At 75.0% G+C, this 15381-nt stretch carries 11 protein-coding genes; 9 read left to right on the top strand and 2 right to left on the bottom strand.

Translation table 11 applies throughout. The annotated features are described in order from the left end of the window. Positions 1 to 41: 41 nt before the first annotated feature. Entirely contained in the window at positions 42 to 1223 is a 1182-nt protein-coding gene (locus JQX11_RS08860) for an ROK family protein (protein WP_204924487.1), read from the bottom strand. 80 nt (positions 1224 to 1303) lie between these two features. Between JQX11_RS08860 and JQX11_RS08855 the strand changes: the two genes are divergently transcribed. Further along, positions 1304 to 2641, top strand: coding sequence for a glycoside hydrolase family 43 protein (locus tag JQX11_RS08855; protein WP_204924486.1), 1338 nt, complete (start codon positions 1304 to 1306; stop codon positions 2639 to 2641). A 47-nt stretch (positions 2642 to 2688) separates the two neighbouring features. On the opposite strand, the gene JQX11_RS08850 is transcribed toward JQX11_RS08855, so the two are convergent. After that, positions 2689 to 3726, bottom strand: coding sequence for a sigma-70 family RNA polymerase sigma factor (locus JQX11_RS08850; protein ID WP_307826125.1), 1038 nt, complete (start codon positions 3724 to 3726; stop codon positions 2689 to 2691). Positions 3727 to 3799: 73 nt separating this feature from the next. On the opposite strand from JQX11_RS08850, the gene JQX11_RS08845 reads away from it, so the two are divergent. The 8 genes from JQX11_RS08845 (at position 3800) to JQX11_RS08810 (ending at position 15374) form a co-directional block, all read left to right on the top strand. Continuing rightward, positions 3800 to 4630, top strand: coding sequence for an alpha/beta fold hydrolase (locus JQX11_RS08845; protein WP_204924485.1), 831 nt, complete (start codon positions 3800 to 3802; stop codon positions 4628 to 4630). A 106-nt stretch (positions 4631 to 4736) separates the two neighbouring features. Then, positions 4737 to 7814: a VWD domain-containing protein gene (locus tag JQX11_RS08840; RefSeq protein WP_204924484.1), complete on the top strand. Its 3078-nt coding sequence runs from the start codon at positions 4737 to 4739 to the stop codon at positions 7812 to 7814. 336 nt (positions 7815 to 8150) lie between these two features. Then, positions 8151 to 8693 carry a flavin reductase family protein gene (locus tag JQX11_RS08835; protein ID WP_204924483.1) on the top strand — a complete coding sequence of 181 codons (543 nt, stop codon included), beginning with the start codon at positions 8151 to 8153 and terminating at the stop codon, positions 8691 to 8693. A 368-nt stretch (positions 8694 to 9061) separates the two neighbouring features. Further along, the gene (locus tag JQX11_RS08830) at positions 9062 to 10693 is read left to right on the top strand and encodes an ABC transporter substrate-binding protein (protein ID WP_204924482.1); all 1632 of its coding nucleotides are present in this window, start codon (positions 9062 to 9064) and stop codon (positions 10691 to 10693) included. Beyond that, the gene (locus JQX11_RS08825; RefSeq protein ID WP_307826124.1) at positions 10690 to 11619 is read left to right on the top strand and encodes an ABC transporter permease; all 930 of its coding nucleotides are present in this window, start codon (positions 10690 to 10692) and stop codon (positions 11617 to 11619) included. The genes JQX11_RS08830 and JQX11_RS08825 overlap by 4 nt, the downstream gene beginning before the upstream one ends. A 2-nt stretch (positions 11620 to 11621) precedes the next feature. After that, a complete protein-coding gene (locus tag JQX11_RS08820; protein WP_204924481.1) occupies positions 11622 to 12515 on the top strand; it encodes an ABC transporter permease in 894 nt (297 codons plus the stop codon). After that, positions 12515 to 14149, top strand: coding sequence for a dipeptide ABC transporter ATP-binding protein (locus JQX11_RS08815; RefSeq protein WP_204924480.1), 1635 nt, complete (start codon positions 12515 to 12517; stop codon positions 14147 to 14149). The genes JQX11_RS08820 and JQX11_RS08815 overlap by 1 nt, the downstream gene beginning before the upstream one ends. Positions 14150 to 14165: 16 nt before the next feature. Continuing rightward, positions 14166 to 15374, top strand: coding sequence for an LLM class flavin-dependent oxidoreductase (locus JQX11_RS08810; RefSeq protein ID WP_204924479.1), 1209 nt, complete (start codon positions 14166 to 14168; stop codon positions 15372 to 15374). Positions 15375 to 15381: the final 7 nt, after the last annotated feature.

The raw sequence follows: 15381 nt of genomic DNA, 5'->3' as shown, positions 1-15381 counted from the left end.
GTCGGGGCGGGGCGGGGGCGGAGGGGGTGGGGGCGGGGGGGCTAGCGGCCCTGGGTGAGGAAGCCTTCCAGGGCGAGGGTGGCCGCGCCGAGGCTGACCGGGTTGCCGGCGACGGGGGAGCGGACGATCCCGGTGGCGGCGAGCGGGCGGCGCAGCGCGTGCTGGGCGACCACGGCGCGGACCTCGTCGCGCAGCCGGTCGCCGAGCCGGTCGGCGACCCAGCTGCTGAGCACGATGACCTCCGGGTTGAGCAGGTTGACCAGGTCGGCGACGGCGACGCCGAGGTAGCGGGCGGTCTCGGCGACCACCTTCGCGGCGGTGGGGTCGTCGGCGGCCAGTGCGGCGGCGAGGGCGTCGAGGGTGGCGGTCTGGTCCTCGGGGTGCAGCAGCGGGCTGGTCGGGGCCAGGTCGCGCAGGGTCTGCATGATGCCGGGCGCGCCGACGTACGCCTCGACGCAGCCCCGGCTGCCGCACCGGCAGAGCCGGCCGTCGAGGACCAGGGTGGTGTGCCCCCACTCGCCGGCGCTGTTGCTGCTGCCCCGGTAGAGGGTGCCGCCGAAGGCGAGGCCCGCGCCGACGCCGGTACCCAGGTTGATCACGGCGACGTCGTCGCGGCCCCGGGCGGCCCCGGCCCACAGTTCGGCGAGCATCGCCGCGCGCAGCGGGTTGTCCAGGTGCAGCGGCAGCGGCAGGTGGTCGGCGAGCAGGTCCCGCAGCGGTACGTCGTGCCAGTTCCAGTTGGGCGCGAACACCGACACGCCGCCCTCCCGGTCGACCTGGCCGGGGACGCTGACCCCGACGCCGAGCACCCGGGCCCCGGTGCCGGCCAGGACGGTGCCGATGCCGCTGACGATGTGCCGCACCACCTGGTGGGGGCGGCGTTCCAGGGGGCGTAGCGCCTCCTCGGCTCCGGTCAGCCGGGTCAGCGTGGTGTCGAAGAGGTCGACGTGCACGTAGGTCTCGGCGACGTCGACGCCGACGAGCAGGCCGCCGTGCGGGTCGGCGGCGACCAGGCCGCGGGGCCGCCCGCCACCGGAGTCCTCCTGGCCGGCCTCGGTGAGCAGCCCGAGGTCGGTGAGTTCGGCGACCAGGGTGGCGACGGTGCCGAGGCTGAGCCCGGTGTCGACGGCGAGGCGTTGCCGGCTGGTGGTGCCGGCGGCGACGACCTGCTGGACGACGGTGAGCCGGTTGGCGGAACGGATGTCGCGGGAGGTCCGGGCCATGGCGCTTATCGCAACACTTACGAAAACCATTGGCAATAGTGCAGGATGACAACCATCTATTTATAGAGAGAGGTGTGTCGATGGGACGTCTCCGGTACGGCGCCCTGGCGGCGGTGCTCTGCGTGCTCGGTGGCCTGCTGGTCGCCGGGCCGGCGCGGGCCAACGCCGCCGGGCCGGTCCCGCACTACCTGATGACCGCGTTCACCAACAGCAGCGAATCCAACATGTACGTCTACGACTCGGCCGACGCCACCCGGTTCACCCTCCAACGGGCCAACGCCTACACCCCGCCGTCCGGGCTGGTCCGCGACCCGAGCGTCATCCGGCACACCGACGGCTACTACTACCTCGTCTACACCACCGGCTGGACCGGCAACACCATCGGCATCGCCCGCAGCTCCGACTACCTGAGCTGGACCTTCCAACGCAACGTCACCGTTCCCGTCGCGCCGGCCAACGGCAGCACCTGGGCCCCGGAGTGGTTCGTCGACAGCGACGGCAGCGTGCACATCGTCGTCTCCGTCTCGCAGACCGGCACCGCCGGGCAGTTCCAGCCCTACCGGATCACCGCGACGAACTCCGCGCTGTCGGCGTGGAGCGCCCCGGCGGCGCTCGCCGGCATCGGCACCAACCACATCGACAGCTTCATCGTCAAGGTCGGCAACACCTACCACAACTTCATGAAGAACGAGACGACCAAGTACATCGAGCACGCCACCGCCCCCGCGCTGACCGGCCCGTGGAGCTGGGTCGGCACCGGCAACTGGGCCGGCTGGGGTTCCGGCCTGGAAGGCCCCGCCCTGGTCCGGCTGCCCGACAACCGGTGGCGCATCTACTTCGACCAGTACGGCGCCGGCCGCTACTACTCCGCCGACAGCAGCGACCTGTACGGCTTCACCGGCAAGACCGAACTGGCCGGGCTGTCCGGCACGGTGCGCCACTTCACCGTGCTGCGGGAGAGCGTCGGGGACTCCTCCGCCCCGCCCACCGGCAACCGCTCGCTGCGCTCGGCGAACTTCCCCGACCGCTACGTCCGCCACCGCGACAACGTGGCCCGCATCGACGTACTGGGCAGCGGCAGCCCGCTGGGCGACCGGCAGGACGCCACCTTCCAGATCGTCCCCGGCCTGGCCAACTCCTCCTGCTACTCGTTCCGCGCGGTCAACGGCTCCTACCTGCGGCACTGGGACTTCACCATCCGGCTCGCCGGCAACGACGGCAGTGCCGTCTTCGCCGGGGACGCCACCTTCTGCAGCCGCACCGGGTTGGCCGGGGGCGGCAGCTACTCGTTCGAGTCGTGGAACCATCCCGGCCGCTACCTGCGCCACTACGACTACGTGCTGCGGGTCGACCCGTACGCCGCCGGCAGCACCTTCGCCGGGGACGCCTCGTACACCCTCACCGCGCCACTGGCCTGAACGGGCCGACGCGCCGGCCGGTGGGCGCGAGCCACGCCCACCGGCCGTCAGCGGGTGGCCGGCAGGCCGAACGTCGGGAACAGGGTGTCGTCGAGGAACGACACGAGTTCGGCGATCCGGCCGTCGCGCACCGTCAGCACCGTGATCGACCAGGGCAGGTACGGGCCGGTGTCGCCCGCGCGCAGGTAGTTGGCCACCGCCGGCTGGCCGTTGGCGGCGACCGGCACGTGCCGCCAGGCGCCGCAACTGCCCAGCGGCATCGCCCGCGCGAAGTCCAGCACCGCGTCCCGGCCGGCGTACCAGTGCGGCAGCGGCGGCATCGACCAGGTGACGTCCTCGGTGAGCAGGGCGACCAGGGCGTCGGCGTCGCCGTTCTCCAGCGCGGTGGCGTAGCCGGCGGCGACCTCCCGCAGCCGGGCGTCACCGAGGGTCCGCAGCGCCTGCTGCTGGCTGCGGGCGGGCACCCGTTCGGCGACGACCCGGCGGGCCCGCGCCAGCGCCGAGTTGACCGACCCGGCGGAGGTGCCCGTCATGGCGGCGATCTCGGCGGCGGTGAAGCCGAGCACGTCGAACAGCAGCAGCGCGGCCCGCTGGTTGCCGGGCAGGTGCTGCAGCGCGGCGACGAACGCCAGCTCGACGGCCTCCCGCTGCTCGTAGCGGGCGTCCGGGGCGGCCGGGCCGGCGGCCAGGTCGGCGTCGGGGTAGGGGCCGAGCCACCGTACGTGGTCGGCGGCGACGCCGCCCGGCACAGCGTGTTCGCTGGCCGGCCCCAGGTCGACGGGCAACGCCCGCCGCCCCCGCCCGGTGGCCAGGTCCAGGCAGGTGCGGGTGGCGACGGTGTAGAGCCAGGTCCGCAGGGAGCTGCGCCCCTCGAACCGGGGCAGCGACCGCCAGGCCCGCAGCAGGGCCTCCTGCAACGCGTCGTCGGCGTCGTGCGGGGAGCCGAGCATCCGGTAGCAGTGCGCGTGCAGTTCCGGCCGCAGCGGCGCTACCAGCGCGGTGAACGCGGCGTCGTCCCCGCCCCGGGCGCGGGTCAGCGTCGCGTCGTGGTCGTCGTCCGTGATCTCGGCAAGAATCCTGCTCACGACCGACGATTCTGCCCCACGCCGGGAGTCTTACCGGGTAAGAGCCGCACCTCACGACCCGGAGGACCCGAACATGAGCAGTTCCACCACCGTCCCGGTGACCACCGCCACCCTGGCCGTCCCCGACGGGACCCTGCACTTCGAGGTACGCGGCCAGGGACCCCTGGTGGCGCTGGTCGCCGCCCCGATGGACGCCCGGACGTTCGCCCCGCTGGCCGACCTGCTCGCCACCGACCACACGGTGCTCACCACCGACCCACGGGGCATCCGCCTCAGCCGGCTGCACGACCCCGAGCAGGATTCCACGCCCGAACTGCGCGCCGACGACCTGGCCCGGCTGCTGGCCCACCTCGACGCCGGCCCGGCGGCGGTGCTCGGCTCCAGCGGCGGTGCGGTCACCGTCCTGGCGCTCGCCCACGCGCACCCGCAGGTGGCGCACACCGTGATCGCCCACGAGCCGCCGCTGGTGCTGCTGCTCGACGACCGTGACGAACTGCTCGCCCGGGAGGACGACATGGTCGCCACCTACCGGCGGGGGGACCGGCTGGGTGCCTGGCGGAAGTTCCTCGCCATCGCCAACATCGTCATGCCCGAGGAGATGATCCAGGGCATGTTCGGCCAGGAACCCGACCCGCAGGACGCCGCCGACGAGCGGTACCAGTACCTGCACACCCTGCGCGGCACCACCCGCTACCAGCCGGACGTGGCCGCCCTGCGCGACGGCCCGACCCGGGTGGTCGTCGGTCTCGGTGCGGACTCGGCCGGGGAGCTGTGCGACCGCAGCTCCCGCGCGCTGGCCGCCGCCCTGGGGGTGCCGCCCACCATGTTCCCCGGCGGTCACCTCGGCTTCGCCGACGACCCGGCCGGCTTCGCCGTCCGGTTGCGGGAGGTCATCGCCGGGTGACGGCGGGCGGCCGGGGTGCTCCGGGCGGCGGGGGCGGTCGCGATGGTGGCGACCGATGCGCGACAGTCGCGCGGGGCGCGTGCGTCGCGGCCCTAGAGTGCCGCGCATGACGCTGATCGTGCGACTCGTCGGCGGGTGCGCCGTTCTCGTGGCGGCGCTGGCGGCGGGGCCGGTGCCGGCCCTGGCCGCGCCGCCCGCCGGGGGCCTCGGGCTGGACCTGCGGACCAGCACCCCCCGGTACGCCCCGGGCGAGCCGGTCCGGTTGACGTTCGCCGTCACCAACGACACCGGTACAGCCTGCGCGCTGGCCACCGTGGCCGACGGGACCGTGCAGGTGACCTCGGTCCGCCGGGACGGTCAGGAGCTGACCCCGAGCCTGGGCCGCAGCTTCTACGGCGACGGCATCGGTGCCGCCGCCACCGCCGGCACGGTCACCCTGGCACCCGGGCAGAGCGTGACCGTGGCACTGGTCGGCCTCCGGGTGCACGACGGCGACGGCGACGACGCCGTGGTGCTGCGGTCGGTGACGGCGACCCCGGACGGCGGCGGGTTGGACACCCGGTGGCCGGTCGGGGCGGCCGGACGCTACGAGGTGACGGCGAGCTGGACGGCACTGCCGGTGACCGGCCTGGCCGACCCCTGCACGGGAACGACGGCACTGCGCACCGTCGGTTTCACCGTCGGCGGCGACACCGCCGGGCCGGGGTGGTGGCGCTGGCTGCTCGGCGGGGCGGTGCTGCTGACGGTGGTGGTCGGTGGGCTGGCGCTGCTGCTCCTGCGGCGGACCCGCCGCCGCCCGGCCGCCGCCGTCGTGCTGCTGCTGGTCACCGCCGGAGCGGTCGTCGGCGGCGACGTCCGGCCGGCAAGCGCCGACTACCAGGTCGACCCGGGCGCCGGCGTGCCGGTCCCCGGCGTCGACTTCCAGGCCGCCGTCGACGGCTGCCTCCAGGGGTTCGCCGCCGCCGGCGGCGACCCGGCGGGCATCCTGCCCCGGCTGCGGGACGCCAAGACCCCCCGGGTGCGCATCATCCCCACCCCGGGCGGATCGGGCTCGTTCGAGACCCCGGACAGCAAGGACGGCAAGGGTTCCTCCACGGTGACCTGGAACCCGACCTCGGTCGACCCGTACGGCGACGGGGTCGCCCGGGACCCGTGCGCGGCGCTGTACCACGAGCTGAACCACTCCGACGACATCTCCCGCGACGCCGTGCCGCAGGGCGAGTGCGGGGGCACCGGGATCAAGACCGCCGAGGTCAAGGCGACCCTGGCGGAGAACAGGTACCGGGCCGCCAAGGGTCTGCCGCCACGTACCGAGTACGACGGCAAGACCCTGCCCAAGAGCCTCGACGAGTGCAAGAAGCCCAGGAAGAAGACCCCGCCGCCCAAGGGTCCGGTGAAACTCTGCGAGGACGGGGGCGACTGCGGCGGCACCAACGGCGACCCGCACCTGGTCACCTTCGACCGGCACTACTACGACTTCCAGGCCGTCGGCGAGTTCGTGCTGGTCGCGTCCACCTCGGGTGACCCGCTTTCGGTGCAAGTCCGGCAGACGCCGATGGGTGACTCGCGGACGGTGTCGGTCAACTCCGCCGTCGCGTTCCGCACCGGCGCACACCGGGCCGCCCTCACCCTGGTCGACGGCCACACCGAGGTCCGCGTCGACGGCACGGCCCGGGAGGTGCCGCCGGGCGCGACGGAGCTGCCCGGCGGGGGTCGGCTGACCCGCCGCGACTCCGACACCGGTGCCGCCGACGGCTACGACCTGCGCTGGCCCGACGGCTCCGCCGCCGCCGTCGACCCGATCGGCCCGTACGGCTACCGGGTGCTGGTGAAGCTGGACCCGGGCCGGGCCGGGAAGGTCCACGGGCTGCTCGGCGACTTCGACGGTGACCCGGCCGACGACGTCGCCGCCCCCTCCGGGGCCGCCCTGCGCCAGCCCGTGCCGTTCGAACAGCTCTACCCGTCCTATGCCGACGGTTGGCGGGTCACCGGGGACACCTCCCTGTTCAGCTACGCCGACGGGCAGGACACCGGCTCGTTCACCGACCGGGAGTTCCCGCAGCGGGAGGTGACCGTCGACGACCTCGACCCGGCCCGACGGGCCCACGCCGAGCAGGTGTGCCGGTGGGCCGGCATCACCGACGCCCGGCAGCTCGCCGAGTGCGTCCTCGACGTCGGGGTGACCGGCCGCCCCGAGTTCGCGGTCAGCGGCGTCGGCACCGAGCGGATCGTCCCGCCGGCCCCCGCGCCGATCGCCGCGACCCCGCTCGCCACCGGGTCGCTGACCCCGGGTGGTCCGCCGCTGACCTTCACCGCCCGGGCCGGGGACGCCGTGTTCGTCGACGTCGCCGGGCCCGGCCTGGCCGACGGCTGTTCCCCACTGCGGCTGCTCGACCCGAGCGGGACGGAGGTGGCCAGCGGCTGCACCGTCGGCGGCCTCGGCCACATCGACCGCACCGACCTCGCCAACGACGGCAGATACGCGGTGGTGGTCGACGCCGGTGCCGGCACCGGGCGGGCCACCGTGCGGGTCTACGCGGCCCGGGACACCACAGGCACCCTGCGACCGGACGCGCCGGCGGTCACCGCGACGCTCGACGTACCGGGCAGCCGGGCCCGGTACCGGTTCACCGGCCGGGCCGGCCAGCGGGTCTTCGTCGAGGTGCCGCAGAGCACCCTGCCCGACCAGTGCTCCCCGCTGGAACTGCTCGACCCGGACGGGCAACGGCTCAACGGCGGCTGCGTCGTCAACGGCGTCGGCGAGGTCGACGGCACGCTGCTGCCCGCCGACGGGACGTACACCGTGCTGGTGGACCCGGTGGACCGCGGCGTCGGCACCGTGGCGCTGCGGCTGGCCGTCACCGCCGACCGGGTCGGCGCGATCACCCTCGACGGCCCGCCGGTCGTCGCCACCGTCGACCGGCCGGGGGCGGTGCTCAGCTACCGGTTCACCGGCACGGCCGGCACGTCGGTGACCGTGACGGCCAGCGACGCCACCCTGCCCGACCAGTGCTCCCCGTTGACCCTGCGCGACGCCGACGGCGCGACGGTGGCCGCCGGCTGCCTGGTCGCCGGCGTCGGTGGCATCGGCGCGACCGTCCTGCCGGGCACCGGTGACTACACCGTCGTGGTGGACCCGTCGGGCGCGGTCACCGGCGCGGTCACCCTCACCCTGAGCCGGTGACCGGCCGGCGGCGGGCCGTCCGCCCGCCGCCGGCCAGCCGGTCCTGACCCGTGGATCAGTGGGGGAGGGGTCGGCGTGGGACGGGGCTTGAAATCCTATCGATTCGATAGGAAACTGGTCCGGTGCTGCTCGTCCGGCTGTTCACCGTCCGCCGGGTCGTCGACCTGATGCGGGTCGCCGCCCAGCTGTGTCCCGGGCCGTCCCCCGCCGCCTGACCGGCTGCGGTCGCCGCACCACAGCGCTGACCGCCACCGCCGCCGGCAGGGCGGATCCCGTAGGCCCGCGCGGCGTCCGCCGTGCCGCCGAGACCCTTCGACCCCCGTGCGGGAGGCCCCTGTGACGACCGAGTCCGACCATCGTCCACCGCCGGTCGAGGCCGACGCCGACACCCTGCGTACGCTGCTGCGCCACCAGGCCAGCACCGTCGTGGTGGTCACCGCCCCCGGCGCCCCGGCGGTCGGCTTCACCGCCACCTCGTTCACCTCGGTGTCGCTGGCCCCGCCGATCGTCTCGTTCTGCCTGCACCTCGGGGCGTCGAGCTGGCCGACGGTGGCCCGCAGCCGGCACGTGGCGGTGCACCTGCTCGCCCACCACCAGCAGGACCTGGCGCGCACCTTCGCGACCAGCGGGATCGACCGGTTCGCCGCGCCGACCCGGTGGCAGGCCGGGCCGCAGGGGGTGCCGATCCTCGACGACACCCTGGCCTGGCTGCTCTGCCGGGTGGTCGAGCGGGTGCCCGTGGGCGACCACGCGATCGTGCTCGCCGAGCCGGAGCTGGTCCGGCACGCCGACGTGGGATCGCCGTTGCTCTACCACCGGGGCCGCTACGCCGGCCTGGCCGGTGGCCCGGAGGGCGTCACCCGCCGCCCCGCCGCCTGACGGACGCAATCTATGCAAATCCTATAGTCCTAGTAGGTATTGGTCAACGGATCGACACCCCTCGGTGCGATAGCCGACATCCGTCGCGCGTTCCGTTGACACCTCCGGCACCCCGAGGTGGACTCGACCCATGTCCAGCGAGCTGCGGCTGACGATCCGCGGCCACATCGACTTCGGTCGGGTGTGGTCGAGTTCCTGTCTGGCCTGACCCGGCACCCACACCCGGACCCGACGCGCCACCGGCCCGTCGAGGTGGGGCTCACCGCCGAGCTGACCGCCGCACCCTTCCCGACACCGCACCGGCCCGCGCCCCGCGCCCGGCCGGGTGTCGGCGTACCCGATCGCCTGCCTGGACAGGAGAACCCGCCATGCCCGTCCGCCCCCTGCGGACCCTCGCCGTCGCCGCCGTGCTCGCCCTCGCCGGCTGCGCCACCGCCACCACCCCGGTCGTCGAGGCCGCCGGGCGACCCCGCTCCGGCGGCGCGCTCACCTGGGCCGTCGAGACCGAACCGATCACCCTCAACCCGCACCAGTACGCGCAGGCCAAGGCCCGCCTGCTGGTCTGGAACAGCTTCGAGTCACTGCTCACCTACGACGCGCAGGGCCGAGCCGTGCCCTGGCTGGCGACCGGCTGGCAGACCACTCCCGACGGCCTGACCTACACCCTCCCGCTGCGCACCGGAGTGACCTTCACCGACGGCACCCCGTTCGACGCCGCCGCCGTCAAGGCCAACCTCGACAAACTCCGCGAGCCCGGGTACGCCCCCGCCGTCGCCGTCGTGCAATTGCGCCACCTGAAGACCGTCGAGGTCGTCGACCCGCACACCGTACGGCTCACCCTGACCGCCCCCGACGTGCTCATCCTCGACTTCCTCGCCTCCCCGCAGGGCGCCCAGGTGTCCCCGAGGTCGCTGCGGGAGGCCAGGAACCTCAAGGCCGGCGGCGTCGACGTCGTCGGCACCGGGCCGTTCGTGCTCGACCGCTACCTCCCCGGTCAGGAACTGCACTACCGGCGCAACCCCGGCTACGACTGGGCCCCGCCCACCGCCACCCACACCGGCCCCGCCCACCTCGACGAGATCACCTACCGGTTCCTCAAGGAGTCCGCGGTCCGGGTTGGTGCCCTCACCGCGCAGCAGGTGCAGCTCATCGAGGGGGTGCCCGCCACCGACCAGCCACTGATCACCGGCAACCCGCGGCTGCGGCTGACCCGCGAGCTGAACTCCGGCTCCGCCTACTCCTACTACCTCAACGTCTCCCACGCCCCCTTCGACGACCTGCGGGTCCGGCAGGCGTTCCGGGAGGCACTCGACGTCGACACCGTGCTGGCCTCGGTCTACCGGGACACCGCGACCCGGGCGTGGAGCGTGGTCAGCCCGTCCAGCCCGCTCTACGACAAGCGGCTGGAGGGCAGCTACGGCGGTGACACCGCCGCGGCCAACCGCCTGCTCGACCAGGCCGGCTGGACCGGCCGCGACGCCGACGGCTACCGCACCCGCGACGGCCGGCGGCTCACCGTACGGCTGGTGCAGGCCGCCCCGTACGTGCGCGACCGCCGCGACGTGCTCGCCCAGGCCGTGCAGGCGGCGGTGAAACAGAGCGCCGGCATCGACCTGAAGGTCTCCGTGGTCGACCAGGGCACCGCCCAGCAGGCGTTCGACCGCAACGAGTACGAGGTCTTCGACAACTCCCGCGCCGACACCGACGCCGGGGCGGCGCTGAACCTGCTGCTGCACTCCGCCGGCGGCATCAACCGCACCCGGGTCGCCGACCCGCAGCTCGACCGGCTCCTGGAGGCCGGGCAGGCCGCCACCGACCCCGCGCGGCGGGCCGAGAGCTACGCCGCCCTGCAACAGCGGGTCGTGGCCGTGCAGGCGCTCGCCCTGCCGCTCTACGCCCCGGCCGACCAGATCGCCGCCAGCACCGCCGTCGGCGGGGTGCGGTTCGAGCCCACCGCCGGGGTGCCGGCCAGCGCGTACGACCTGTGGATCGCGCGGTGAGCCTGCTGCGGGCGGCGGCCCGTCGGGTCGCCGCCGGACTCGTCGTGCTGTGGGCCGCCGCCACCACCGCCTACCTGGCGCTGCTGGCCGCCCCCGGGAACACCGTGGACAGCATCGTGGGCGACGGCGCGGACACCCCGCAGATCCGGGCCCAGATCATCACCGAGTGGGGCCTGGACCGGCCGCCGGTCGTGCAGTACCTCGACTACCTGTGGCGGCTGGCCGGGGCTGACCTGGGCCGCTCCTACCTGCTGCAACGCCCGGTCGCCGAGGTCATCGGCGAGCAGCTCGCCCCCACCGCGACGCTCGCCGTCGCCGCTGCCGGCCTCGGGGTGCTGCTGGCCGTGGTGGTGGCGGTCGGCACCGCCGGCCGTCGCCGGCGGTGGCCGCGCCGGGTCAGCTCCGCAGCCGAGCTGCTGCTGGTCTCGACCCCGCCGTTCCTGATCGGCATCGTGCTGCTCACCGTGCTCTCCTTCCGGTACGGGCTGTTCCCCGTCGCCGGCGACCAGGGGCCCGCCGCCCTGGTGCTGCCGGCGCTCACCCTCGCCCTGCCCATCGCCGGCCTGCTCGCCCAGGTGCTGCGCGACGGCCTGGACCGGGCGCTGGACGAGCCGTTCGTGCTGACCGCCCGGGCCCGGGGTGTCCGCGAGCGGGCGGTGCTGCTGCGCCACGCCCTGCGGCACGCGCTGCTGCCGGCGGTCACCCTCGCCGGCTGGCTGTTCGGCGTCCTGCTCGGCGGCGCGGTCGTCGTCGAGCAGGTGTTCGGCCGCCCCGGCCTCGGCCAGGTCACCCTGAGCGCGGTGACCAGCAAGGACATGCCGGTGGTGCTGGCCGTGGTGACGCTCTCCGCCGCCGTCTACGTGCTGGTCAACACCGCCGCCGACCTGACCTGCCTGCTCGTCGACCCGCGCCTGCGAAGGAGCTGACGATGACCGTCACCCTGGGGCCCACGCCCACCGCCGTCGCGGCGGTCCCGCTCGCCACCGACCCGTCCACCCCCGCCCGCCCACGCCGCAGCCGGCCGTTGCCCGGCCTGCTCGTCGCCGGGGCGTACCTCGTCCTGCTGGTCGTCGCGGCGGTCCTCCCGGCGCTGCTGGCCCCCGGCGACCCGCTCGCCGCCGACCCGCGTGCCGCGCTCGCCGCACCCGACCCGGCGCACTGGTTCGGCACCGACCAGCTCGGCCGGGACGTCTGGACCCGGGTGGTGCACGGCGCGGGGCACTCGCTGACCATCGGCCTCGCCGCGACCGGGATCGCGGTCACCGGCGGGGTGCTGCTCGGGCTGCTCGCCGGGCTGGCCCACCGGTTCGCCGACGAGACACTCAGCCGGTCCTTCGACGCGTTGTCGGCGTTCCCGCTGCTGCTGCTGGCGTTGCTGTTCATCACGGTCACCGGCCCCGGCACCGCCAGCCTGGTCGTCGCCATCGGCATCGCCACCCTCCCGCACCACGCCCGGGTGGTACGCGGGCAGACCCTGCTGGTCCGCCGGGCCGGCTACGTCGAACAAGCGGTCAGCTTCGGTCTGTCCCGACCCCGGCTGGTGTGGCGGCACGTGCTGCCCAACGTGCTCGGCCCGGTGCCGGTGCTCGCCGTGATCGGGCTCGGCGAGGCGGTGCTGGCCGCCGCCGGGCTCAGCTTCCTCGGCCTCGGCCCGCAACCACCGTCGCCGGAGTGGGGCGCGATGCTCTCCGAGGGGCGCAACTACCTCCAGGTGGCCTGGTGGATGACGGTGCTGCCCGGTGCGGCGGTCACCGCGACGGTGGTCGCGCTGACCGTCGTCGGCCGGCACTGGCAGACCCGCTTCGACGGGCGGCGTCCCTGATGGGCCCGCTGCTCGCCGTCGAGGACCTGCACGTCACCTTCGACACCCCGAGCGGCCCGGTGGCGGCGGTCCGGGGCATCGACCTCACCGTCGGGGCCGGCGAGTGCGTCGCCCTCGTGGGGGAGTCCGGCTCGGGCAAGAGCGTCACCGCCCGTGCCCTGGTCGGCCTGGCCGGCGTCGACGCCCGGGTCCGCGCCGACCGGCTCGACCTCGCCGGCCGGGACGTGCGGGGCTACCGGCCACGGGACTGGCGACGGGTGCGCGGACGGCTCGCCGGGCTGGTGGTGCAGGACGCGCTGGTCTCCCTCGACCCGCTGCGCACCGTCGGTGCGGAGATCGGCGAGGTGCTCGCCGCGCACGACATCGTCGGCCGACGGGAACGCGCCGGCCGGGTCACCCACCTGCTCGACCAGGTACACGTGCCCGAACCCGCCCGGCGGGCCCGGCAGTACCCGCACCAGCTCTCCGGCGGGCTGCGGCAGCGGGCGCTGATCGCCTCGGCGATCGCCGGGGAACCCGTGCTGCTCGTCGCCGACGAACCGACCACCGCGCTGGACGTCACCGTGCAGGCGCAGATCCTGCGGCTGCTCGCCGAACGCCGGGCCACCGGGGTCGGGCTGCTGCTGATCAGCCACGACCTGGCGGTGGTCGCCCAGGTGGCCGACCGGGTCCTGGTGATGCGGGACGGCCGGATCGTCGAAGAAGGGCCGACCGGCCGGCTGTTGCAGGCACCGCAGCACCCGTACACCAGGCAGTTGCTCGCGGCGGTGCCGTCGGCCTCGTCCCGGGGACGTCGGCTCAGCGAACCGGCCCGGGTCCGCGACGGCTGCGCGGTGCCGGCACTGGCTCGGACCCCACTGCCGGCGCGGCCCGCCGTCCGCCCGGACGACACCGTGCTCGACGCGGTCGGCCTGACCCGACGGTACGGCCCGCACACCGTCGTACGGGACGTGTCGTTCAGCGTGGCCCGGGGCGAGACGCTGGGGTTGGTCGGTGAGTCCGGGTCCGGCAAGAGCACCGTCGCCCGGCTCGTCGCCGGCCTGCTCGCCGCCGACGCCGGCACCGTCACCTTCGAGTCGACCCGGTGGTCCGGGGTGCCGGAGCGGGCCCGCCGCCCACTGCGCCGCCGGTTGCAACTGATCTCCCAGGACCCGCTGGGCTCCTTCGACCCCCGGTACACCGTGGGCCGGCTCGTCGCCGAGAACCTCGACCCGGGACCGGACCGCACCGAGCGGGTGGTCGCCCTGCTGCGCCGGGTCGGCCTCGGCCCCGACCTGCTCGACCGGCACCCCCGGTCGCTGTCCGGCGGGCAACGGCAACGGGTCGCCATCGCCCGCGCCGTCGCCCCCCGGCCCAGCCTGATCATCTGCGACGAACCGGTCTCCGCCCTCGACGTCTGCGTCCAGGCCCAGGTCCTCGACCTGCTGGCCGACCTGCGGGCCACCGACGGCACCGCCCTGCTGTTCATCTCCCACGACCTGGGCGTGGTGCACCACCTCGCCGACCGGGTGCTGGTGCTGCACGACGGCGCGGTGGTCGAGCAGGGCCCCGTCGGCGACGTCTTCAGCTACCCCCGGCACGACCACACCCGGTCCCTGCTCGACGCGCTGCCCACGCTGGTCACCGCCGGCTGACCGAGGAGGAGAACCCATGCCCGAACCCACCCTGCACCTGACCGCCGCCCTCGACGGCCTCGGCTGGCATCCCGCCGCCTGGCGGTTGTCCCACGCCGACCCGGCGGCGCCGCTGTTCCCCCGCTGGTGGGCCGCCCTGGTCGGGCAGGCCGAACAGGCCGCGCTGGACCTGGTCACCATCGAGGACTCGCTGGACCTCCAGTCGTCCCTGCCTGACGGGCCGGACGGCCGGGTCGACCAGCTCCGGGGCCGGCTCGACGCGCTGCTGGTCGCGGCCCGGATCGCCCCGCTGACCCGGCACATCGGGCTGGTCCCGACCACCAGCGTCACCCACACCGAGCCGTTCCACGTCTCGACCGCGGTGGCCACCCTCGACCACGTCAGCGGCGGCCGGGCCGGCTGGCGGCCCCGGATCTCCGCCCGCCGGGCCGAGGCCGGGCACTTCGGTCGGCGGGAGCTGCCCCCGCCGGACCCGACCCGACTGGCCGAACCCGAGCGGGTACGACTCGTCGGTGACCTGTTCGCCGAGGCCGCCGACGCCGTCGAGGTGGTCCGCCGGCTCTGGGACAGCTGGCAGGACGACGCGGAGATCAGGGACGCCCCGACCGGACGGTTCGTCGACCGGGACCGGCTGCACTACACCGACTTCACCGGCCGGTGGTTCTCGGTCAAGGGCCCGTCGATCGTGCCCCGGCCACCGCAGGGGCAGCCGGTGGTCGCCGTGCTGGCCCACGCGACGGTGCCGTACACGTTCGCCGCCCGGCACGCCGACGTCGTGTTCGTCACCCCCACCGACGCCGCGCACGCCGAGACCGTCGTCGCCGAGGTCCGGGCGGTCGAGGAGACCCTCGGCCGCGGCGGGCCGCCCCTGCGGATCCTCGCCGACCTGCAGGTGCTGCTCGACGACACCCCGGCGGCGGCCCGACGGCGTCGGGACCGGCTGGACGAGCTGCACGGGACGGCGTACACCTCCGACGCGGCCACCTTCACCGGCAGCCCCGCGCAGCTCGCCGACCTGCTCGCCGCGTGGCGGCGGGCCGGGGTGGACGGGTTCCGGCTGCGTCCCGCCGTGCTGCCCGACGACCTGACCACGATCACCCGGACGGTGGTGCCCGCGCTGCGGGACCGGGGCCTGTTCCGTGCCGGCTACCCCGGTGGCACGCTGCGCGACCTGCTCGGCCTGCCCCGCCCGGCCAACCGGTACGCCGTCGCGGGCCCCCGCTGACCCCCGG

It is taken from the genome of Micromonospora humida (assembly GCF_016901255.1).
Lineage (GTDB): Bacteria > Actinomycetota > Actinomycetes > Mycobacteriales > Micromonosporaceae > Micromonospora > Micromonospora wenchangensis.
This window is presented reverse-complemented; position numbering and strand designations above follow the sequence as displayed.